The 22,200-nt window shown below is 41.5% G+C and carries 25 protein-coding genes; 8 read left to right on the forward strand and 17 right to left on the reverse strand.

The annotated features are described in order from the left end of the window. Position 1 precedes the first annotated feature (1 nt). Together NTZ93_03295 and gltX are read right to left on the reverse strand one after the other, a co-directional pair. Positions 2 to 802, reverse strand: a complete 801-nt coding sequence (locus NTZ93_03295; protein ID MCX6816864.1) for a hypothetical protein — start codon at positions 800 to 802, stop codon at positions 2 to 4. Next, a complete protein-coding gene (gene gltX / locus NTZ93_03300; GenBank protein ID MCX6816865.1) occupies positions 780 to 2,165 on the reverse strand; it encodes a glutamate--tRNA ligase in 1,386 nt (461 codons plus the stop codon). Before gltX ends, NTZ93_03295 begins: the two co-directional genes overlap by 23 nt. Positions 2,166 to 2,206: 41 nt before the next feature. On the opposite strand from gltX, the gene NTZ93_03305 reads away from it, so the two are divergent. Next, complete coding sequence (locus NTZ93_03305; protein ID MCX6816866.1) at positions 2,207 to 3,289, forward strand: hypothetical protein; 1,083 nt, start codon at positions 2,207 to 2,209, stop codon at positions 3,287 to 3,289. On the opposite strand, the gene NTZ93_03310 is transcribed toward NTZ93_03305, so the two are convergent. After that, the gene (locus NTZ93_03310; GenBank protein MCX6816867.1) at positions 3,234 to 4,136 is read right to left on the reverse strand and encodes a D-alanyl-D-alanine carboxypeptidase; all 903 of its coding nucleotides are present in this window, start codon (positions 4,134 to 4,136) and stop codon (positions 3,234 to 3,236) included. The two genes, NTZ93_03305 and NTZ93_03310, sit on opposite strands and share 56 nt — an antisense overlap. Further along, positions 4,133 to 5,521, reverse strand: coding sequence for an OB-fold nucleic acid binding domain-containing protein (locus NTZ93_03315; GenBank protein ID MCX6816868.1), 1,389 nt, complete (start codon positions 5,519 to 5,521; stop codon positions 4,133 to 4,135). The genes NTZ93_03310 and NTZ93_03315 overlap by 4 nt, the downstream gene beginning before the upstream one ends. A 70-nt stretch (positions 5,522 to 5,591) precedes the next feature. Here NTZ93_03315 and NTZ93_03320 point away from each other — a divergent pair, with 70 nt between their 5' ends. Continuing rightward, a complete protein-coding gene (locus NTZ93_03320; GenBank protein MCX6816869.1) occupies positions 5,592 to 5,933 on the forward strand; it encodes a hypothetical protein in 342 nt (113 codons plus the stop codon). Here the strand turns inward: NTZ93_03320 and recJ are convergent. Next, positions 5,923 to 7,542, reverse strand: coding sequence for a single-stranded-DNA-specific exonuclease RecJ (gene recJ / locus NTZ93_03325; GenBank protein MCX6816870.1), 1,620 nt, complete (start codon positions 7,540 to 7,542; stop codon positions 5,923 to 5,925). The genes NTZ93_03320 and recJ overlap by 11 nt on opposite strands. A 20-nt stretch (positions 7,543 to 7,562) precedes the next feature. On the opposite strand from recJ, the gene NTZ93_03330 reads away from it, so the two are divergent. Genes NTZ93_03330 through NTZ93_03340 form a run of 3 tightly spaced genes read left to right on the forward strand, consistent with a single transcriptional unit; the run spans position 7,563 to position 9,576 of the window. Further along, the gene (locus NTZ93_03330) at positions 7,563 to 8,930 is read left to right on the forward strand and encodes an HDIG domain-containing protein (protein MCX6816871.1); all 1,368 of its coding nucleotides are present in this window, start codon (positions 7,563 to 7,565) and stop codon (positions 8,928 to 8,930) included. A 39-nt stretch (positions 8,931 to 8,969) separates the two neighbouring features. Then, positions 8,970 to 9,278, forward strand: a complete 309-nt coding sequence (locus NTZ93_03335) for a type II toxin-antitoxin system RelE/ParE family toxin (protein ID MCX6816872.1) — start codon at positions 8,970 to 8,972, stop codon at positions 9,276 to 9,278. Then, positions 9,271 to 9,576 carry a helix-turn-helix transcriptional regulator gene (locus tag NTZ93_03340; protein ID MCX6816873.1) on the forward strand — a complete coding sequence of 102 codons (306 nt, stop codon included), beginning with the start codon at positions 9,271 to 9,273 and terminating at the stop codon, positions 9,574 to 9,576. The genes NTZ93_03335 and NTZ93_03340 overlap by 8 nt, the downstream gene beginning before the upstream one ends. 84 nt (positions 9,577 to 9,660) lie before the next feature. Here the strand turns inward: NTZ93_03340 and NTZ93_03345 are convergent, their stop codons facing one another. The 7 genes from NTZ93_03345 to NTZ93_03375 are packed head-to-tail and all read right to left on the reverse strand — an operon-like array spanning position 9,661 to position 14,990. Then, a complete protein-coding gene (locus tag NTZ93_03345; GenBank protein MCX6816874.1) occupies positions 9,661 to 10,347 on the reverse strand; it encodes a transposase in 687 nt (228 codons plus the stop codon). A gap of 23 nt (positions 10,348 to 10,370) precedes the next feature. Beyond that, the gene (gene secF, locus NTZ93_03350) at positions 10,371 to 11,255 is read right to left on the reverse strand and encodes a protein translocase subunit SecF (protein ID MCX6816875.1); all 885 of its coding nucleotides are present in this window, start codon (positions 11,253 to 11,255) and stop codon (positions 10,371 to 10,373) included. Between the two features lie 8 nt (positions 11,256 to 11,263). After that, positions 11,264 to 12,523 carry a protein translocase subunit SecD gene (secD, locus tag NTZ93_03355; protein MCX6816876.1) on the reverse strand — a complete coding sequence of 420 codons (1,260 nt, stop codon included), beginning with the start codon at positions 12,521 to 12,523 and terminating at the stop codon, positions 11,264 to 11,266. 3 nt (positions 12,524 to 12,526) lie between these two features. Beyond that, positions 12,527 to 12,715, reverse strand: a complete 189-nt coding sequence (locus NTZ93_03360) for an AbrB/MazE/SpoVT family DNA-binding domain-containing protein (GenBank protein MCX6816877.1) — start codon at positions 12,713 to 12,715, stop codon at positions 12,527 to 12,529. 33 nt (positions 12,716 to 12,748) lie between these two features. After that, complete coding sequence (locus tag NTZ93_03365) at positions 12,749 to 13,333, reverse strand: hypothetical protein (GenBank protein ID MCX6816878.1); 585 nt, start codon at positions 13,331 to 13,333, stop codon at positions 12,749 to 12,751. An 18-nt stretch (positions 13,334 to 13,351) separates the two neighbouring features. Further along, positions 13,352 to 14,539 (reverse strand): DUF3048 domain-containing protein, encoded by a 1,188-nt coding sequence (locus NTZ93_03370; protein ID MCX6816879.1) that lies wholly within the window; start codon positions 14,537 to 14,539, stop codon positions 13,352 to 13,354. Beyond that, positions 14,529 to 14,990, reverse strand: coding sequence for a DUF4446 family protein (locus NTZ93_03375; protein MCX6816880.1), 462 nt, complete (start codon positions 14,988 to 14,990; stop codon positions 14,529 to 14,531). Before NTZ93_03375 ends, NTZ93_03370 begins: the two co-directional genes overlap by 11 nt. Positions 14,991 to 15,022: 32 nt before the next feature. Between NTZ93_03375 and NTZ93_03380 the strand changes: the two genes are divergently transcribed. Beyond that, on the forward strand, positions 15,023 to 15,226 hold the full coding sequence (locus NTZ93_03380; protein ID MCX6816881.1) for a hypothetical protein: 204 nt from the start codon (positions 15,023 to 15,025) through the stop codon (positions 15,224 to 15,226). Here the strand turns inward: NTZ93_03380 and rdgB are convergent. After that, positions 15,171 to 15,749 carry an RdgB/HAM1 family non-canonical purine NTP pyrophosphatase gene (gene rdgB, locus NTZ93_03385; protein MCX6816882.1) on the reverse strand — a complete coding sequence of 193 codons (579 nt, stop codon included), beginning with the start codon at positions 15,747 to 15,749 and terminating at the stop codon, positions 15,171 to 15,173. The genes NTZ93_03380 and rdgB overlap by 56 nt on opposite strands. A gap of 20 nt (positions 15,750 to 15,769) precedes the next feature. Between rdgB and NTZ93_03390 the strand changes: the two genes are divergently transcribed. Together NTZ93_03390 and NTZ93_03395 are read left to right on the forward strand one after the other, a co-directional pair. Then, positions 15,770 to 16,342, forward strand: coding sequence for an aspartyl protease family protein (locus NTZ93_03390; protein ID MCX6816883.1), 573 nt, complete (start codon positions 15,770 to 15,772; stop codon positions 16,340 to 16,342). A 5-nt stretch (positions 16,343 to 16,347) separates the two neighbouring features. Further along, on the forward strand, positions 16,348 to 17,154 hold the full coding sequence (locus tag NTZ93_03395; GenBank protein MCX6816884.1) for a hypothetical protein: 807 nt from the start codon (positions 16,348 to 16,350) through the stop codon (positions 17,152 to 17,154). Between the two features lie 4 nt (positions 17,155 to 17,158). On the opposite strand, the gene NTZ93_03400 is transcribed toward NTZ93_03395, so the two are convergent. The 4 genes from NTZ93_03400 to mgtA all read right to left on the reverse strand — a co-directional run bounded on the left by NTZ93_03400 (position 17,159) and on the right by mgtA (position 22,195). Next, entirely contained in the window at positions 17,159 to 17,734 is a 576-nt protein-coding gene (locus NTZ93_03400; protein MCX6816885.1) for a hypothetical protein, read from the reverse strand. A gap of 56 nt (positions 17,735 to 17,790) precedes the next feature. Further along, positions 17,791 to 18,561, reverse strand: a complete 771-nt coding sequence (locus NTZ93_03405; protein ID MCX6816886.1) for an undecaprenyl-diphosphate phosphatase — start codon at positions 18,559 to 18,561, stop codon at positions 17,791 to 17,793. Beyond that, positions 18,562 to 19,245, reverse strand: coding sequence for a hypothetical protein (locus NTZ93_03410; protein MCX6816887.1), 684 nt, complete (start codon positions 19,243 to 19,245; stop codon positions 18,562 to 18,564). It lies immediately after the preceding gene. Between the two features lie 454 nt (positions 19,246 to 19,699). Then, positions 19,700 to 22,195, reverse strand: a complete 2,496-nt coding sequence (mgtA, locus tag NTZ93_03415; protein MCX6816888.1) for a magnesium-translocating P-type ATPase — start codon at positions 22,193 to 22,195, stop codon at positions 19,700 to 19,702. Positions 22,196 to 22,200: the final 5 nt, after the last annotated feature.

Genomic DNA, 22,200 nt, shown 5'->3' on the forward strand with positions numbered 1-22,200 from the left:
TTTAGATTAGGGCAGGCGGTTTACCGGCAGAATGGGTCACCGGACCTAAAGGGACCTCATTGTGCGGATCGTCAACAAATAAAACAATGACTTTGCCTTTCGTGTTTTTTGGATAAAGACCAAGGTCGACCATGACTTGCGGTGAGCCGCCGAATTGCTTACCGGTCTGTTTAGCCGGACCGGCATCGGCGATAACCGCGACTACGGCCGCACCGGTTTGAGGATTAACCACTAAAACCTTACGATATTGAAACCACTGCTTCAATTGGTTGGCTTGCTGCGGCCAATCAGGTAAATATAAGGTTTGCACCGCCACATAATATTTTTCCCGTTCCCGATCCACCTTCGCCAAGGCTTCGGCAGACGAAGCAAAATAACCCCAAGCACCGGTGCCGGGAGCCAGCCCGACCTGGGGAAAGCTACGACCTTCCAGGGTGTCGCCCGGATAACGCAAGAGGTGCTGCTCCAAACCGATAAGGCCAATTTGGTTATTTAAGCGCTTCCCTTCGAGTTCGGCTACAGCTTTAATCCCCAGAGTTTTTTGAATTGCTTGCGTGATTGACAATTCTTCTTTTTCGGTTAAAACACGGTTGAACGACGGCAAAACTTTATTTAAATATTTACTTAAGATTTTTTTTATTTCTTCATCATTAACTAATCCCAGGGGGAGACGCAATTCCGGCGGCTTGTCCGGCAAAGCTTTTAATGATTGCGAACCGGAAGTCAACAATAAACTGCCGGCTAAAGAGGCAGAAGCCAATAAGTTTTTACCACTGATTTTATTCAAGTGTTTTTTGGGCATAATTTAACCTCTTTATTGCTTCATCTTTCCCTAATATATATATAATATCAAACAAGGGCGGAGTGGCCGGTCGGGCGGTAACCACCAATCTTAAGGTCATAAAGGCCTGGCGGGGTGATAAATTTAATTTTTGCTGTAACTGATGCAGGTCTGTTTCTAAATTTTTTACTGTCCAAGATTTGAGTACTTTAATTACTTGAATTACCTCTTGCAAATATTTTTTTGTCTCGACGGCGGACAGTTTTGATTCCTCCAGCAAAGCCTGTTTGTCCACTTTTGGCGGGTTAACAAAATAATCAATTAAATCATTAATTTCCCCCAACTTAATCATTCTTTCCTGGATTAAAGGAATAATTTGAGCTAATTGTTTATCGCTTATCTTTAATTTCAGGTATGGTTTAATTAATTGAAGTAAGGTTTTTGGCGGAGTTTGCCGAATTAATTTAGCGTTAAAATAATTCAATTTTTTAAGGTCAAAAATTGAATTGGCAATTTGGACTTTAGTTAAGTCAAATAAATTAATTAACTGCTCCATTGTCAGCAGCTGAGAATTATCCTGATAAGACCAGCCAAGATAGGCCATAAATGTGACCAACGCTTCAGGTAAATAACCTTCAGCTTGATAATCTAAAATGCTTTTGGCTCCGTGGCGTTTAGACAACTTAGCCTTATCCGGACCTAAGATAACCGGAAAGTGGCCGATCTGAGGAATCGGCCAGCCAAAGGCCTGATATAGAAGAAGGTGTTTGGGAGTGGAGGAAATCCACTCGACGCCGCGTAAAATATGGCTGATTTTCATCAAATGATCGTCAATGACCACAGCCAAATGATAAGTCGGATAACCATCAGATTTTAACAGTACCTGATCATCCAATAATTCATTTTTAAACTCAATTCTTGATTGAATCAAATCATCCCAACCGGTAACGCCTTGATCCGGCACCCGGAGACGAATCACGTGAGGAGTTTTCTTAACCAAGAGGTTGGTCACCTCAGCCGGACTTAGTTTTAAACAATGCTGATCGTAACCCTGACCACGCAGTTTTACCAACCGCTCTTTGGTACAAAAACAATAGTAAGCCAATTTCTTCTTAACCAGCAACTCGGCATGTTCTTGGTAAATTGGTAATCTTTCGGACTGAATATACGGCCCTTCGTCCCAGGTAATGCCGACAGTTTTTAAAATTTGTAAAATTTTTTTCAAACTCCCGGGAACTAATCTCTCCCGATCGGTGTCTTCAATTCTCAAAATCAATTTCCCCTTATTGTGCCGGGCAAATAAGTAATTAAATAAAGCAGTGCGGGTATTGCCAATATGGGGAATACCGGTCGGACTGGGGGCAAAGCGGACACGAATAGACATATTTGCATTTTAACAGAGAAACTAGCTATACTCAAAGAGAAATGGCAACTTTAACAGAAACCGCCGTTGGGGCCAAAAAAGTTTTTTTATTCGGCTTAGTGGCAGTAGTGGCATTTTTATTGTTACAAGTAGGTTTATTCTTTTTTAACACCTATCTTAAGGTGGTTAAGCCGGCTCCAACTCCGCCGCCGACAGTAGCTTTTGGTAAACTAACAAAAATTGCCTGGCCGCAAAAATTAAATCCGGAAATTACTTTAAGGTTGGAAACCACAACCGGAGGAACCCCAGATTTAGGCGATCGAGCCGAGGTTTATTTAATGCCGACATTCCGATCTAATTTTCTGGCACTTGACCAGGCTAAGCTGACGGCAAAAAAAATGAGTTTTACCGATCAGCCGAAAGAAATTACCGACAGACGCTACCGCTGGGAAACTGAAGAATTTTTACCCTCAATCCTGGAAATGGATATTATCAACGGCTCGTTTTCTTTAAAAAGAAATTGGCAAACCGACCCGACAATTTTGTCAGAAAAACAGTTGCCCGGAAAAGAACAGACAATAATTGAAGTGAAGAATTTTTTAAGGCAAGTGGGACTGTTAAGTAGCGAGTTGGAAAACGCCAGAATTGAGATTTCCTACTTAACGTTTTCCAGCGGTCAATATCAGAAAGCGGTGAGTTTATCGGAGGCGGACTTTGTTCAGGCAGATGTATTCCGGCCGGACATCAATAATCACGCCGTCTTTCCGCCCAACCCCCAAAAAGGGATTATCAGTATTATTTTCTCCGGATCAAGAGAAACAGCCAAACAAATTATCCAGGTTGATTATAATTATTTCCCGGTTAACTTTGACCAATCGGCCACCTATCCGATTAAATCGGCCAGCCAGGCCTGGAGAGAATTACAAACCAAACAAGGATTTATTGCCAGTGTCGGCAGCAGTAGTGAAGTAGTGGCAATAAGAAGAATATATTTGGCCTATTATGACAGCGAGACCCCGAACGGGTTCTTAATGCCGATAATCGTCTTTGAAGGCGATAGTGGTTTTTATGGTTACGTGCCGGCAATTACTAATGAATGGCTGACAGATTCTCCCAACGGTGATTCGCAAACGTCCAATCAATAAGACTACGGCTATCACCGAAGCGGTCGCTACTGTCCAAAATAACCGTAATAATCCGGTGACCGTTACGCTGGACGTAACCAACTAAACATTCCCCGGCCAATTGAGTTAAGCCGGTTTTAACCCCGGCTAAACCAGGAATCTGACCCAAAAGCTGATTAACATTTTTAAGCTCGTGAATCACGGTGTTATCGGTGTCGGTGACGGTAATACTAATGGTCGAGACAATTTTGGAAAATTCGGGATTTTGGAGGGCAACGGCAGCCAACAGGCTTAAATCATGAACGGTGGTATAGTGATTATAATTATCCAAGCCAATCGGATTAATAAATTGAGTGGAATCAAGATGTAGACTGTTTGCTTTTTGATTCATGGCTGTTACAAAACCGGCTTCTCCGCTCGGATAAAATTGCGCCAAAGCCACGGCGGCATCATTGGCAGAAGCGACTAAAAGGCCATAAAGCAGATTTTCGACAGTAATTTTTTCGCCGGGAATTAAATCCATGTTGGATTTTTCCACCTTAATATTGCCGATAGTGACAATGTCACTAAGAACATAGTTATCCAAAGCCACCAAGGCTGTCATAATTTTGGTAGTAGAAGCGGGCAAAAGTTTTAAATCAGGATTTTTTTCGTAAATAATGGCTTTGGAGTCGACGTCAATTACAATGGCCGAACGGCTAGATAAATAAGGAGTGAGTCGCCCAGTAGAATTTAAGGGGTAATCGGAAAAAGAACTGATTTGGTAATTAACCGGCCGGGTTACCGGGGTAAGAACATCTAATTTAATGGTCAGAAAACACGAAAAAATCAGCGCCAGAATAAGGTTTAAATTTAAAAACTGCTTCATTTAACCACTTTAACATGAAGTTCCTTTAGTTGTTCGTCGGTGGCTGGCGAGGGGGCGTCCATGATCGAGACTTGACCGGAGGCGACGGCCGGAAAAGCCATCACTTCCCGGACACTGGATTCGCCAAAAACGGCCATTAAAAACCGGTCAATGCCCGGAGCAATACCGCCGTGCGGCGGGACACCGTAAGTAAAGGCCGTGAGCATGTGTCGGAATTCTTCTTTCTGCTTTGAGGTAAAACCGATCAACTCGAAAACTTTTTCCTGGATTTTGGGGTCGTGAATCCTGATTGATCCCCCGCCCACTTCGTAACCATTTAAAACTAAATCATGCTGCAAACCCCGGACTTTTAAAGGGTTTTTGTCTAGTAATTTAATATCGTCTGGGTGCGGGCTGGTAAACATGTGGTGCGACGGAGCAAACTTGGCTTGGCCGGAACCGTAATAAAAGTCCTCTTTGCTTTGCTTAGTAAATAACGGAAAGTCAATAATCCAGGCAAAGGCCAATTCATCAGAGTTGGTTTTGTCTTTTCTCAAGTCCGGTTTATCGGAACCGTACTGTTTTTTAGCTTGAGCGTGAGTAATTCTGGGCCAAGGCGACTGAGAAATGGTTTTATGGGGAAAGAGTTGTTTAATGAGCTTGGTAAACATCGCTTCAGTTAATTGAAGAATGTCGTTTTGCTCGACAAAAGACATTTCGATATCCAGCTGGGTAAATTCACCGTAAGCCCGGTCGCGACGCGGGTCTTCATCGCGAAAACAACGGGCTATCTGAAAATAACGTTCAAACCCGGCTACCATCAGCATTTGTTTATATTGCTGGGGACTTTGCGGCAGGGCATAAAAATTACCGGGCTGTAACCGGGAAGGCACGAGAAAATCCCGGGCGCCTTCAGGAGTCGTTTTGGTTAAAATCGGGGTTTCGACTTCCACAAAATCCTGATTCAATAAATATTGACGGATAAAATTTACCACCCGGGAACGAGCCTTAATAATTTGATTTAGGCGCGGCCGGCGTAAATCCAAGTAGCGGTATTTTAAACGGATGGTTTCGTCGATGTCGTGGCCGTCCGTATCCAGCGGGAAAGGTAATTCTCTGGATTTGGTAATAATATCAATTTTTTCCGCCTGAATTTCGACAGTGCCGGTCGCCAATTTGGGATTAACTAATTTTTCCGGCCGTTTGACTGCCTGACCGGTGACGGCCACAACCGACTCCGGTTTTAAATCAATTTTTGACTGAGTGACTATCTGAATCAGGCCCGACCGGTCACGTAAATCAAAAAAAGTAATTTTGCCGTGGGAACGGACTGAATTCACCCAGCCTTTTAATAAAACGGTTTTAGCGACGTGTTTAACCGCCTCAACCGCCAAAGTTCTTTCCATAACTTTGATTATATTGATAAACCCTCCTCTTGACAATCAATAAATGTTATAATCGGGAGAAATTTTTAATATGGCTACTATTTGTGAAAGACCATGTCCACTTCCAAAATGGGCGCGAAACAAATGTCCTCAAAGTCCAAATAACCTACATTCTTGCCTAAAAAAAGTAAATGAACACATTGAACCAGGAATGACTTTGGGTGATTTAAAAAAATTAATTATGCCCGCAGATTCGCCCACCCCTCAAGTTCCTCCTTTGGAGCATTTTGTTTCACTTTCAGAGTTATTAGCTGACGAGACAATCTCTCGCTATGAAATAGAATCATTAGAAATATTATCTGATCAAAAAAAACAGCCAGCGGCTTGCTTGTTAAAATTTAAAAATGGCCGAGAAATGATTTTCAGGTTGTAATAATCTCTTTTATCTTTAGCTGCAATTCTTTTTTGTTGTGCCATTCATTTTTCTCAAGCGTATAGGCAATATTGACTAATTGGCCGGGGGTAAGTTTATCGGCCAGATAGCCTTGATTAAAAGCTATCCCTGAAAATTTTTCAAGACGAAGCTTTAGGTGTTTATTGTCCTGACCGACTGGGCGAAAGTTGATTAATTTAACTTGGCTCGTGCAAAAAACCGGCTCGGAGTTCCCAAAACCAAAAGGCCTTAATTTTTCCAGATCAGCCATTAAGTCCCAAGTGATATCCGAAAGTTTAATCTCGCAATCGATTTCTATAACCGGCTGCAGCTGATTGCCGGATAATTGTGTTTGGGCCAGGTTTTCCAATTTTTTTTGAACTAATTTAATATTCTTATTGTCGATCGTAAAACCGGCGGCTAACTCGTGACCACCATGCTCCAACAAATATCTTTCCAAAGACCGGATGTTTTTAATGGCGTTAAACCCCTTAATAGAACGAATAGAAGCTTTGGAATAATTTTTGCCCAAGGCAATAACCACGGACGGATGATGAAATTCTTCAGCTAAGCGACCGGCAACCAAGCCAACCACGCCCTCATGGTAGGATTTGTCAGCCACAAAGATTAAAGCTTTTTTTTGATTGGTGGTTAACCACTTTTTTTTGGCATCAAGAAACATGGTTAAAGTTTTATCCTGACGCAGTTGATTAATTTCCCCTAAATGTTTGGCTAATTTTTCTCCCCGCTCTTTATCTTTGGTACAAACCAGGCGTAAAGAATTTAAGGCGTGTTCCATGCGACCCATGGCATTAAGCCGGGGAGCGAAAATAAAACTGACCTGGTGTTCGGAAATATTGGTTAGATCAAGGCCGGCAACTTTAGCTAGGGCTTTAAGGCCAAAACGTTGGGTTTGGCGTAATTGTTGTAAACCGAATTTAACCAAGCTACGGTTGGGACCGATTAAGGGTACCATATCGGCAATCGTGCCGAGAGCGGCTAAGTCAAGAATAGTATTTAGCATATAGCTTTTAGTATTTAGCGATTTAAGAATTTCCCGGCTAAAAAACCAGGCCACGCCGGCACCGGCCAACTCAGTGGTATGAATAATAGTTAAGGCTGGTGGTAAGTGAACTTTCCCTTGTCGATGTTGAGGTAGGTGGTGATCGGTAATAATAACATCAATCCCCAATTTTTTAGCAAATTCACAACCTTTAAAAGCAGAAATGCCGTTATCGACAGTAATAATGAGGGAGGGATGATCTTTAAGTGATCCTATTCCTGTCGGAGAGAGACCGCGAACGGGATCGTTGCGTACCGGAATATAGGGCAAAACTTTGGCCCCTAAAAAATTAAGGGCTTCCCAAAGAATGGCGGTGGCGCTGACACCGTCAGTGTCGTAGTCGCCGTAAATATAAATTAGTTCCTGATTTTTGATAGCCTGTTTGATCCTGGAAATAGCTTTGGCCACCTGAATTTTACTGATCTTTAGATCCTTAAGTTTAATTTTTTCCGGATTGGTGGGATTAAGAAATTCAACCTGGTCTTTTTTGGTGATCAAGCCGCGTTTTTTGAGTAAGCTTAAAATAATTTTCCAATTTTTATTCATAACGGCTATAATCTTATCATATGAAGATTAAGCTGCCTGAATTGGTGGTTAAAGTTTTGGAAACTTTGGAAAAGGCCGGATTTGAAGCTTATGTGGTGGGTGGAGCAGTCAGGGATATCTTAACAGAAACGCCGGTTAAAGATTGGGATTTCACTAGCGATGCTAACCCAGAAGAAATTGTGAAACTATTTAAAGAGGCTTTCTATGATAATCGATTTGGAACCGTGGGTGTGGCGGCTAAACATCTGGAAGAACAATTCGGATTAAAAAGTAAGACTGACAGAGTCTATGAAATAACCACTTTCAGAAGCGAATCGGGATATTCAGACAGACGGCGGCCGGATAAGGTGGCGTGGGGAAAAAGCTTAAAAGAAGATTTAAAAAGAAGGGATTTTACTATTAATGCCATGAGTTTTAATAAAAATCTAAAATTGATCGATCCGTTTGAGGGAGAAAAAGATTTAACCAATAAACTAATTAGAGCGGTTGGCGACCCGAATAAAAGATTTCAAGAAGACGCTTTAAGAATGATGCGGGCAATCAGAATTGCCAGCCAATTAGGTTTTAGCATAGAAATAAAAACCCTGGCAGCGATTAGTAAAAACAGCACTTTAATTAAACAAATCAGCGCCGAAAGAGTAAGGGATGAATTATTAAAAATTCTGGGCTCGAAATATCCAAAAGACGGAATTTTATTATTATTCAGCACGGGAATTTTAAAATATATTTTGCCGGAATTAATCGAGACGCGGGAAATCGAACAGGCGGGACACCACACTAAAGATGTTTGGAATCACAGTTTGGATAGTTTAGCCGCCTCTCCCTCCCCCAACCCGATTATCCGCTTAGCCACTTTACTTCATGATATCGGCAAACCGATGGTTAAGGCAAGCCGGGAAGGTAAAGAAATTACTTTTTACAACCACGAGGTCGCCGGGGCCAGAATGACGAAACTTATCAGCCGCCGTTTGCGCTTATCAAAAAAAGACAGCGACTTGCTATGGTTATTGGTCCGCTGGCATATGTTCGCTTATGAACCGAAAATGACTGATAAAGCTATCAGAAGATTTATCCGCCGGATCGGCAAAGAAAATATTAATAATATGATAATGCTCCGGGTTGGCGACCGCATTGGCGGCGGAAGCAAGGCGACTTCGTGGCGGCTACGCGAATTACAGGAAAGGATTGAGCAGGTATTGTATACGCCGATGCAAATTACTGACTTAAAAGTTAACGGTAAAGATGTAATGGACACTTTAAATATTCCAAGCGGACCGAAAGTCGGCCAAATTTTGAAAAAAATATTTGATGAAGTAATGGAAGACGCCACCAAAAACGACCGGGAGTATTTGTTAAAGAGAATTAAAGAAATACAAACTCATACTTGACATAATGTAACTTTTAAGTTACTATCAATCTAAATTGGCATGAAAAAGATTTATTATGACAAAAATGCTGATAAAGAACTGGCTGAATTTTCCATTTCAGTTCAAAAAGTTTTCTTATCTTTAATCAATATTTTGAAAACAACCGGAAAACTGGAGTTTCCGGTAACTAAAAAACTTGAGAAAAATCTTTATGAAATCAGAGTTAAGTTACAAGGAGAATTCCGAGGTTTTTATGCATATATGGGAAAAGAATTTATTGTCATTCTTCACTTTTTCCATAAAAAGACCCAGAAAACACCGTTAAAAAACCTAAAAACCGCTAAAAGGAGGTTAAAACAATATGAATGATAAAATTAAAACCGCAATTAAAAGAGGAGATTTAATTTCTTATGATGAAGTTTTTTCGCGGTATTCTAAAAAACACCAAAGAGAAATTTTAAAACAAGCCCGCTATTTAAAAGCGGCCATGGCCTTAAGAAAATTAAGAAAACAACTGAAATTAACCCAAGAAAAATTGGCCAGTAAAATGAAAGTAAAACGGGAATTTATCAGCCGGGCAGAAAGCGGAGAGCAAAACTTAACCCTGGAAACTCTCTATCAAATCGCCGAAGCGACGGGTAAAAGTTTTCGGTTTCAGTTTAAATAAATCTACGACGCTTCCAAAAACGAGAGGGAATATTTGTTGAAGAAAATTAAAGATTCTCACATACCGGGTGTGTGATAGAGAAAATTAGTCAGTTTCAGGATTTTCAAGCAAGATGTGTTTAATTATTGATAGTTCTCTTTGATAATCAGCCTGGCCAAAAATAAAATCTTCATAACCATTAAGTTTTTTAAAATAGTTAACAATAATGTCTTTCTGACAAATTTCATTTTTTAATCTTAAGTATTCCGGAAGTGAAGAATATTGATAGTCTTTTAAGCTGGAGATTGTCTTGATGATTCCGGAACTATAAGGATTAAGATGGATATAGCGGGTAACGTGTAAAAGTTGTTGTTCCGTTTCGACTCTTATAGATTTAAATCTTCCTTGGAAAATTGGCCCTATTCTTTTATTCTTAACATTAAAATAATGAGTATAGCTTTCAGATAGTTTGCGCATAAATTCAGAAATTCCTTTATCGTTAACTTGTTTTAAGAGAAAATGAAAATGATTAGGCATTAAACAATAACAGATGATCTCTACGAAATATTTTTTTGATTCATTTAGTTTTAATAAATACTCTGCTCTTACTGATTGCGGTAATCGGGAAAAGTATGAATACCGCATTGATTGTTGGTAATGCTGATAGTAAAGAGCAGTTTCTAAGAATCGACGATAATAGCGATTATCATTGAAAATTGGCATTGAAGCTACGCCGCGATTAATAACGTGATAAATTTCCCCTGTAACTAAAGGATCTTCTCTACTGGGCATTGATTTTTATACTACTATTACTATCACACACCGGGTGTGTGATGTCGAGAATGTGATGTTTTAATTTCTTCCCAGAGAACTAATAAAGGCGCGGCGGTAAAGGTGGAAGAATAGGTGCCGGAGACGGTGCCGATTAATAAGGCAAAAACAAACCATTTAGTGGTGGAACCGCCGAATAAATACAAGGCTAAAAGCATAAAAATAATCGTTAAGGAATTATTAAGCGAGCGGCCGAGGGTTTCGGTAACGGCTTTGTTGACTAACTGGGTAAAAGATAATTTAGGAAAGAGTTTTTGCGATTCACGGATACGGTCATAAACAACAATGGTGTCATGAACAGAAAAAGACAAAATCGTCAACAAGGCGGTGACAAACAAAGAATCGATTTCCACCCCAAAATAAACTCCTAAGAAAGCAAAGACACCGATCATAATAAAAGTGTCATGCAGCATAGCTAAGATGGCACAAACACCGAATTTGGCATTGCGAAAACGATAAGCGACATAGCCAAGAATAAAGCCGGCAGAAAGCAGAATGCCAACAATGGTCTTCAGGATTAATTCTTTTCCCAGCGTCGGTCCAATTGTTTCAAAGCGTTTTTCACTGACGGGTCCGAATTTTTGAGAAATGGCTGTCTGCAATTTTTGACTGGCTGATTGGTCGATGACTTGAGAACGGATAATAAAGGTGTTAACCCCGGCAGTCTGCAGATTGCTTAAAGCAATTTCTGACTCCACCACCGGACGCAGTTCATTTAAAGCAATATTTTTATCAGATTGAAGGCTAATTTCCAATAAGCTGCCGCCGGTAAAATCGACGCTGGGCTTTAAACCGTGGCGAATAAGAAAATACAAACCAGGCAGAATAAACAATAAAGAAAAAGCAAAGTATAAATATTTGTATTTCATGAAGTTGATCATAAGTTGACCCGCCTCCCTAAAAATAATCTCATAAAAGTCCGAGTAACAATAATGCCGGTAAATAAACTGATTAAAACCCCGATTAATAAGGTCAAGGCAAAACCACGGACCATGCCGGAAACATTAAGGAAAGTAAAATTAAACGGATTGATTAAAACTAGGCTGGTGATAATGGTAGCGGTGTTGGCATCTTTAATTGAGTCCCAAGCCCGGCCAAAAGCCAGCTCTAAAGCTACCGAATAAGGCCGGCCATCTCTTAATTCTTCCTTCAGGCGCTCGAAAATTAAGATATTGGAGTCAACGGCCATGCCAATCGTTAAAATAAAACCGGCAATTCCGGGAAGAGTCAGGGTGACGGGAACCAGCTTATAGATAGCTAGGGTGATTAGGCCATAGATCGCTAGGGCCACGTCAGCTAAAAAGCCATTAAAACCATACAGAAGGATCATAAAAAACATCACCAATCCCAAGCCGACAGCACCGGCAACCAGACTTTTGGCGACCGAATCAGCCCCCAGGGTGGCGGAAATATTTTCCTGCTCAACAATTTTAATCGGCACCGGCAAAGCGCCGGCGTTTAACTGGATGGCTAAATCGGCCGCAGTTTTAGGAGTAAAGCTACTTGAAGAAATAATGGCCTGGCCGTTCAGAATCGGCTCATTAACGGTCGGGGCAGTAATCAACTGATCGTCCAAAAAAATGGCCAGTGGTTTTTGGACATTCCTAGTAGTAATGTCCGCAAACTTTTTGCCTCCGACTTCGGTAAACTCTAAGCTGACCACCGGCTGACCAGAAGTTCCGCCTGACTGACCAAAAGTGACGCTGGCTTTTTTCAAATCTTTGCCGGTTAAACCGGCCGGCTGAAAGATAAGACTGGTAGCGCCGGGAGTCGAGGTTTGATCTTCCCGAAAATCGAGCTGAGCGGTTTGGCCAATCAGACCAATAGCCTGATTAATGTCTTTAATACCGGGAAGTTCCACAATTAAACGGTAAGATTCTTCCTGAGTTGAAGTCTGAAGGACCGGTTCGGAAACGCCATAGAGATCCACCCGGCGGGCAATCACCTGTTTAACTGATTCCAGGGCGTCGCTTCTGTCTTTCTTGTCCAGACCGGACATATCCGTTTGAAGAATTAAATGAGTCCCACCCTGCAAATCCAAGCCAGTTTTTAAGGGAATCTGAGAACGAAGGTCAATAAAGAGACAAACCGCAGTCAAGCCAATAATAAATAAAAATCGCCAAAAAAGCCGGTTCATAAACTATGGCGCCGGCGGCAAAGAATTTAAAGATAGCTGTTTGGCGCCTTGAAAAGAATAAATTACCTGGCCGGTTTCCAGAACGGTTTTTACCTTAACCTTGTCTTTGGCCTTGATACCGACGGCCTTAACAAAAGAAGAAGGCACGGTGACACCAAGGCTGTTACCGACGGTCATAACTTTTTGTTCCATAAATTATATTACCTTTCGACTTCGCTCAAGGTCTTAGCCGACCATCTCCTCTTCGTCGCCGATCAGCATGACCCGCCCGGCCATCAAAATTTTTTGTAAAAAAGGGTCGCGGCGCTGTTTTCTAAACGCAAATTCTTCTACAGACATGGGCGCGTAATTAATCTCTTTTTCGCGTTCACTTTCGGCTTTACGGATTAACTGATTAAGCTCAGCGGCCTTAATCGTTCCGACTAATAAAAGGTCAATGTTTTCGTCTGATTTGCGGGGCATCCGCCGGGCAAAGCGGCCGGAAAGAAGGGCAAATTTAATATTACCCAAAGCAGCTTTGTGCTTAATAATGTCCGCCCCCAAACCGACAGTTTTAGCTGTTAAATTAATTAAATCCTGGTAGAAAGCATAGTTTTTATTGAAAAAGTAATATAACCGGTTGGCCCGAGCCTCTTTTTTCACCAGGCCCCGCTTTTCCAAACGACCAAGCTCGCGGCGGACGGCATTGATTTCTTCTCCGGCCAAACGCACCAGCTGCCGCACATAAAATATTTCCTGAGGCTGATTTAGAAAAAGCTGAATCAGCTTGACGCGGACTTTTGAAACAAACAGATCTTGTAGTTCCGCCATAATGGTCTTTCTGGCAGGTTAATAAGCTACCTTGGTGCCGACTGGCAAAACAGAAATCCAGATTTTACCTGGGTTAAAAACGATTTCTTTAGCTTTATCGTCGTAAAAAACCGTCCGGCTGGTACGTTTGGCTTTGGCCCAAGTACCGGCAATGGCTTGGCCGTCTTTAAAAATTAAAGCTTTGCCTTGACCAATGGTGGTATATAAAAGATGAACGTTGCCGGGATAACCATCATTGGCATTTTTTTCTACGCTAAACTGAACCAGCAGATTTTTGGTGGTTAACTGTTCGTTAATATTCAGATCTTTATGCTCCTGACCGCCATTAAACCGCTTATAAAGGTTGCTGGTTTTATCGTATTGCCAACTAACAGCATAGTTTTCATCTTCCCAAAACGGATAACTAACGGTTTGAGAATCCGACCGTTTGTCTTGGGCGCTGTCGTCTTTAGCAAATTTCCAGGGAGTAAACCCCTTTGACCATTCAACTTTATCCGGGTCAAGATTGGTAAAGCCGCGCTTGACGCCAATCTCCCACAATTTGGTGGTGGTTGAATACATCGTGTGTTCCGTGGCGACAGTATGTCCTAATCTTTCATAATCGCGCCAGAAAGTCGGATAACCAATAGAAAATTGGTTTAAATCATTGGCGCCGGCCCAACCATAGCTTTCCAATTGGCCGAGGGCGTCCGCCGGTCCCGAAGTATTGGCGCCGCCGACATGGGCATACAAAGGCAGGTTGTATTCGGAGGCCCAATCGACAAAATAGGTCCGGGCGCTACGCACCGGCCCAATAATTGATTCATAGGCAGCTGCCTGACAGTAAAAAATAGCTTCAAAACGAGTAATCCCGCCTTCAGCGATGCCTTCGTAAACAATATCGGCATCAGACAAACCGGATTGCGGCCTGGCCTCTAAATGATTCTCAATCATCACGGCTAAAGGCCGACGGCTTTCCCAAAGTTTTTGTTCGGCGGCAGAGTATTTGGCCCCATTGAGCGGACAAACGGCAGTTTTGGCGCCAGTAACATCGGTAAGCGCCTTCCGGTTGTTGTTTTCCGCCTGATTTGTATTTGAGCTAGATAGGGGCGAAGTTAAACTACTGCCACCCTTAAAAGCGAAAGTAAAGGCGGCAAAAGAAATACCGGTCACTAATAAATAAACTCCAACGCTTCCAATGATGAATAAAAATTTTTTATTTGGCATTTTGGATCGCTTTTAGCTCCTCCTTGGATAATTCATAATTTTCTGCCTGTTTATTTTTAATGGTTTTAGCATAAAGCCGGGTGGCCTCACGGGAATGAAGCGAGCTTAAAACCAAGCCATTATCATTTTCGTCAAGCAAGGCCAGACAAAAACTTTGGTCGCCCCCGGTTTGGGAAAAAGGGTTAAAGCGGACAAAACCAATTTTTTGGAAAGTTGATTTAAGATTAACTTTAACCTTAATTAATTCCTGATTAAGTATAGCAATTTCTTTTTCGTTTAGCTCGACTTTGTCTAAAAGTTGGGATAAAACCGTTTTTAAATCTTTTTTGGTAATTTTTTTTGTCAGGCGGTTATAGTGAAGCAAGGAGCGGACTAATAACACTGTCAAAACAATTACCCAAAGAAACAAAAATAAAACCAAATATTGCAGGATAACTGAATTGAGTATCATCTGTGTTCTAATTTTATACTATAATATTACTTATGTCCAAAAGAAGAACCAGGGAACAAAAAATCAGGGCTAAACAAAGGGTTGAGACAAGAGAAATAATTCCCACAGCCATGCCAGAAAAAAACCAAGAAATGGAAAAGAGACGGTTAATAATTAAAGATTTAAAGAAAACTTTACTGATTACTGCCGGGTTTTTAATAATCCTGGCCATTTTATCAATTTGGCTAAAGCTTTAGCCCGGTGACTATAAAGATTTTTTTGGCTTAAACTCATTTGGGCAAAAGTTTTTTTCAGGGGCGGATAATAAAAAATCGGGTCAAAACCAAAACCCTTTTTCCCTTTAGGCTCAAGATTAATTAGCCCTTTAGCTTCACCGGTGAAAGTGATAATTTTTCTGCCTGGCTGATAAAAAGCTAAACAACAAACAAATTTTGCTTGGCGGTTAGACTTGCCTGCCAAGCGACGAATAATCTCGGCCATTGCCCGAGAATAATTCCCCCGGGCAAAACGGTTAGTTTTGATTCCGGGAAAACCGTTTAAACTAGATATAACCAAGCCAGAGTCGTCAGCTAAAACAGATGTGTTGAAGTAGCGGCCGTAAGTGGCGACTTTAATTATGGCATTTTCCCGAAAACTCTGGCCAGCTTCTTTAATGGTAAGTGGCTTTGGTGACTTAAGTAACTTAAGAGAGGAATTTTTTAATAAAAATCTATACTCTTTGACTTTGTTTTGGTTTTGAGTAGCCAGAAAAACTTTCATTAGCTATAATATAAAGAGAAATGGAAGAAAATGCTCGTTGGAAACTAATCGCTGTCTTTAAACTTGTGATCGTAGTGCTATTGTTTGTGGTCACCGGATTATTTTTGTTTAACTGGCAGAAAAAAAGTAAACTAACAACAGCTAAAATTGGTTTTGCCGGCCTCATCGGCCAAACAAACGGAGCGATTTTAACAATTCCCTACCAACAAACTTTGTACAAATATTTCGGCGCGACAATCGATCCCAAGGTTACGTTACCGGTAAAAACGATTTACGGATATAAAGATTTTGAATTTTTAATTGACAGTGGGGCAGTAGTCTCGGCTTTACCGCAAACTTTAGCCTCCGACTTAGGGGTAAGCCTGGAAGAGTTGCCAAGAATTACAATTGAGGGTTTTGCCGGACAGAAAACGTTTGCCTATCGGGGTGAATTTGTCATTAAAATCGGTAAAGAAGAAGTAGTAATCCCGGTGGTGTTTTCGGAAAACCCGAACAGCAGTAATATTTTGGGGAGAATCGGATTTTTTGAACAATTCAATGTTAATTTTGACGCCAATAACCAAACAATAATAATTACTAAAAAAGGCAGCTAATTTCTATGAGTCTTTTAAGGTGGTTTTATCAGCTTTCCTGGAAAAAAATTATGGGGTTTGGAATTTTCCTGCTGCTGGTGGCGGTAATTCCGATCAGTATTCAAGTGGCGACTAACCAAACCCGAACCAGGTCGGAGGCGGCGTTAATCCATCCCAGTGTTCAACCGGTAACGGATAGGTTTGAAACACCGGCTGGTCCGCCAAAAATTTATTTAGTCGATCACTTCTTCGGTAAAGTCGGCGATTCTGTCTTGATTCACGGCGAAAATCTGGGCGGAATTCACCCGCAAAGCGCGGTTTATCTGGCCGGCACGAAAATTCCCCACGAAAATTTGGTTTCCTGGACCGGCAGTTACATTGAATTTAAAGTTCCTGAGGGGGCTAAATCCGGAATAGTGGAAGTGAATATTTTAGGCCAGAAAACCAGTTGGCCGGGAATGTTTTTTGTGACGGACGAGTACACGGAAGCCGAATTGGCTTTAACCAAAAATCAAAACATTCCTAATGTTGCCAACTTAACGGCGACAAATATTCAATCGGCAGAAGAAATATTGGTGTGGCTGTTAATTTTCAGCGGCGACGGCGGCTTGACCATCAGTCCACTTAACGCCACAATTACTGAGCAAAATATAATTAACCTGCCGATTGGCAAAGTCTATGAACTGAAGCTAACCAACTTAAATGAAAAGGGGGAACTGTTAAAAATAGTTAAAGGTGAAAAACAGATGGTGGGGATTGCCCGGGCGGAAATTTCCCGTGCTGACAACACATTGATCCCGGTCAAATCCAACCCGCTATACGTGAGTTTTTAACCTATCACACACCGGGTGTGTGATTACTCAATAGCTGATGGGGAAAACACTCTTTTATTACCGCTTCTACGATTGCTTTTCGAACTGATCCATCAGGGATATTAAACCACCTAATGTTAAGACTTCTATTACGTTCCCATAGTATTTCCGATGCTCTGGCTATGGCAAATAATTCCGGACTAACATCTGTATATAATGAACGGCACTCAGATTTCGCTGCCAACTCATCAAGTTCAAAGGCTATCTCAAGCCTATGGCAAATTTGTTCAATTTCTTCATTTTTTAAATGATTAAATAATTTATTTCTAGAGGGGTTGTTGATAATAGCTTCGGAAATCTTACCAGGAGCGTCTCCTTCAATATCAGCATTTGCTTGTTGAGCCGCACTAAATCCTAATAAGCCTATTAAATGGGGATCATCAGTCACAATTCCAGGCAAACTTGGTTTAAAAGTTTCATCGTGGATCGCCTGCCGGTTAAATTTTCCCCAAAAGAAGGCTGTAGCTAATAGTATTACTTCTTTGTCATGAGGAGAGATATTTTTGAGGAACTCAGAAGGCCGAATCAATTCTTTTCCCATGAGTACATTATATCAAAAAAACTATAGGTTAGGCGGAGGGTGAGCATTCGCTAGACCTACTGGAGCAAAATAAAAAACACCAAAGCCAAGAGAATCCGATAAATACCGAAACCGATAAAAGAGTGCCGGGAAACAAAATTAATCAGCCATTTAACGGTGAAAAGCGCGGAAATAAAAGCGCCGATAAAACCAATCAAAATTAATAAATATTCGTGAGAAGTAAAAGCCAACCGGGTTTTAATAAGATCAAGTCCGGCGGCGGCGGCCATTGTAGGAATTGCCAAAAGGAAAGAAAATTCCGTGGCCGCTTGCCTGGTCAAGCCCAAACCCATACCGCCGAAAATTGTCGCGGCCGCCCGAGAAACGCCGGGAATAACGGAAATTGACTGAACCAAACCAATTGTCCCGCTTTTAACCAGGCTTAACTGATCCATGGTTTTAAGTTGGCGGGGCTTGGCAGCAAATATTTTTTCCAAGACAATTATTAAAACGCCGCCGATAAAAAGAGACAGAATATCGATCAGCAGATTGCCTAACAGAAAGCTTTTGATAAATTTATATAAAACCAGGCCGATTAGCGCCGTCGGGATAAAAGCGGCGATAATTTTCGACCAAAGTTTAAAGTTGCGGATAAGCCGGGGAAAATATAAAACTAAAACCGCTAAAATCGCCCCCAACTGAATGACAATGGTAAAGGTTTTGACAAACTCGGTTGGGGGAATCTGCAACAGCCGACTGGCCAAGATAAGATGGCCGGTTGAGGAAATCGGCAGAAATTCAGAAGTCCCCTCCACCAGAGAAAGGATAATTACAGCTAAAATTGTCATTTACTTTTTCTTCTTTTTGCCCTGACTGTACCACTCATTAAGCATCTGTGACACCAAATCTTTGGCGCCCAAACCAATCGCCAAACCTATACCTAAAGAAAGAGTGGTGATCACCCCAATGAATAAAATGTTAATTAAAGACTGGGCAATCCCCAACTCATTAATGCTGGCGAGAGCGGCTACAATCACTACTAAATAACTGGCTATTTTAGAAAGCATTCGGCTGGTTTTAATATCCACCTGATTAACCGCGCCTTTAATTAAGCTTTCAACGAGGCCGGCTAAAAAGACACCGACCGTTAAAATTAAAACGGCAGAAATGATTCGAGGCAAATAAGCCAATAAACCATTTAAAACCGTAGAAACGGTGGTAAGACCAAGAACATTAATTGAGGCAATAAAGAAAACTAGTAAAACGAGCCAGCGGACAATTTCGCCAAAAAAGACTTCGGCTTTAACCCGAACGTCAGCCTTATTTAAATAAGAACCAATCCCGCTTTTTTGGACCAGTAAATCAAGCTTAATGGCAGAAAGAATTTTGACAACTAAAGCTTTCGCCCATTTGGCCAAAACTAAGCCGACAAAGAAAATGACTAAAGCCCCAAAAAGACTCGGCAGAAAAGAAAAGAAACCAGTTAAAACATTTGATGCTGCTAAAAGAAGTGCATCTTGCCATGTATTCATAATAATAATCACCCCCTTTTCCGCCAAAGGCGGAGAGTACAATTTAGTTTACCTGGTTTTTGATATAATAATCAAGCTAGGAAGCGGGATGACGCCCCACGTCGCTCTCACGAGCTATGCTGGGGAGGAAAGTCCGGACTGCTGGAAGCAGGGTGCTGGGCGAAAGCCTTGGGTCCGCTGGGCATGGCCAGCGGACACAGTGAAGCCACAGAGACGAGTAGACCGCCGTCGCGTAAAGCTATGGCGGTCGAAGTGAAACGACCCTGACGCCTACGTTGTCAGGGGCTTGGGTAATTCTCCCCGCAGCAACTTCCGAACTGGCCGCTTGAGGACGCTTCCCCGAGGCCAAAAGCTTGAAGGCATAGAGAGATGTCATCTATACCCGTCGTCGCGTAAAGCTATGGCGGGTGAAACAGAATCCGGCTTACAGCTTCCTAGCGTTTTTTAAAAAATATCAGGAGTTTTCGTAACGGTTAAAAAACCAGCGCTTCAAAAATTCGGTGGTCATAAAATATAAAAATAAAACCGCGGCAAGCCAGGTCCAAATGGATAAAGAGAGCGAGTGAAACTCAAAAAATTTATGACCAAAGATTAAAAGCGGTAAAGCAATCACTAAAAGACAGGAAAGAAGCGTTGAACCGATTAACCAAAAACTGGGCAGGCTTTTATAAAAAGGCAATCTGGTTCTGATGGCAAAAGTGACAATCATTTCCGATAAAGATGATTCGACAAACCAGGCAGTGCGAAAAATTCCCGGAGGAACTTTCCAGAGGAGAAGCAAGGGTAAAATTAAGGCTAAATCAAAAAAGGAGCTGATTAAGCCAAAATAAGTCATAAACCGACCAATCATCTTAATATTCCAATGTTTGGGTTTTTTAATAAATTCCCGATCGACATTATCAGTGGCCACGGTTAAAAGCGGAACATCGCTAATAAAATTATTAAGTAAAATTTGCGAGGGTAAAAGAGGAATAAAATTTAAAAACAGCGAGGAAACCGAAACGGTAAACATGTTGCCGAAATTGGCGCTGATGGTATTTAAAATATACTTCATAATATTGGCAAAAGTTTTCCGGCCGGCCTGGATTCCCTCAGCTAAAATTTGTAAATCTTTTTTCAATAAAATTATGTCAGCAGCGTCTTTACTAATATCGGTGCCGGTATCGACCGCGATACCCACATCGGCCGCTTCTAAGGCCGGAGCATCATTAATGCCATCGCCTAAAAAGCCGATAACGCAACCTTTCTGATTTAAACTTTTAACGATTTTATATTTTAATTCCGGAGTAATCCGGGCAAAAACAGAAAACCTATTAACGGTTGTGGCTAGATCGGCAGCAGACATTTTGGCTAAAAGGTCCCCGGTAATAATGTCGGTTTTATCGATAGTTAAACCGACTTGTTTAGCGACAGCATAAGTAATCAGGGGACTGTCACCGCTGATGATTTTGACATCAATTCCTAATTTATTTAATAAAACCAGGGATTCTTTAACATGCAGTTTAACCGGATCGGTGAACAACAAGAGGCCGATTAAGGTCATTTTCGTTTCGTCTCTCTGGGAAGAAGTATTGTGATTAAGCTGTTTTTCCGCGACCGCGATGACCCGAAAGCCGGAATTTTCATAGCCGGCAATTTGGCGATTAGCCTGCTGGCGTTTAGTTGAGGAAAGTTGACTAATACTTAAAATTGAATCCGGGGCACCTTTAACAATTAATAAGTTGGGCTGGTGATTAATTTTAACTAAGACACTCATCCGCCGGCGGTCAAAATCAAATTCATTTTCGTCAATCACTTTAAATTCTTTTAATTTTGAAGCAACCAGTTGGGCGGGTTCTGATTCCCGCAAGGCTTGGTCGGTGGAATTAAAACCACTGGTGCAAACCAAGGCTTTAGCGACTAAATTTAAGTCTTTCTGACCATCGAGGGTAATAAAGTCTGATAAAGAAAATTTACCTTCGGTTAAAGTGCCGGTTTTGTCCGTGCAGAGCGTGTCGATATTACCCAAATCCTCAACCGACATTAAACGTTTAACAATCACCTTTTTTTTGGCCATTTGCAAAGCCCCCTGAGATAAAGTGATCGTCATAATTGCCGGTAACATTTCCGGGGTAATCCCGACTGCCAAGGCTAAAGCAAATAAGAATGAGTTAAAAACGCCTTTGTTTTGCCAAGCATTAACCACAAAAACAAAAACTGTCATAACTAAAATCACCCGGAAAAGAAATTGACTAAATTTACGGGTTTGGACTTGGAATTCGGTTTCGGAAGTGTTTTGGCCTAAATAAGCGGCAGTTTTACCAAAGAAAGTGTTTTTGCCGGTAGCGACCACCACACCAGTGGCCCGCCCGCCCGCCACGGCCGTTCCCATAAAAACCAGATTGATTAAATCCTGAGGTAAAAAATATTTGGCGCTGACCGGGGAAACTTTTTTCACCACGGGAATTGATTCGCCGGTTAAAACCGCTTCGTTAGTTAACAAACTATCAAGTTTAATAAGGCGCATATCCGCCGGAACAATATCGCCGATTCTCAACTGAACGATATCCCCGATTACCAGGTTTTGACTGTCTATTTGTTGCCACAGGCCGTCACGTAAAACTTTGGCCTTATGAGAAATATATTTTCTTAATTTTTTTAAGGCCTTTTCGGCCCGATATTCCTGAATAAATCCGGAAAAGACGCTTAAAAAAACTACGCTAATAATCACTAAAGATTCCAAGCGCTCACCTAAAAAGTAAGAAATGAGGGCGGCTAATAAAAGCGCAGTAATCAACCAATTTTGAAACTGCAAAAGAAGAATCTTTAGTGCCGGCCGAGCCGATTCTTTTTCGACAAGATTAAACCCATTTGTTTTTAAACGACCAGTAATCTGAGAATGAGTTAACCCTTGCACAGAGCTGTCAACTTGCTTTAAGACAGCTGAAGAACTTAAAGCCCAAAAATTCATAGGGC

It is taken from the genome of Candidatus Beckwithbacteria bacterium (assembly GCA_026397255.1).
In the GTDB taxonomy this organism is placed as follows: domain Bacteria; phylum Patescibacteriota; class Microgenomatia; order UBA1400; family CG1-02-47-37; genus JAPLVF01.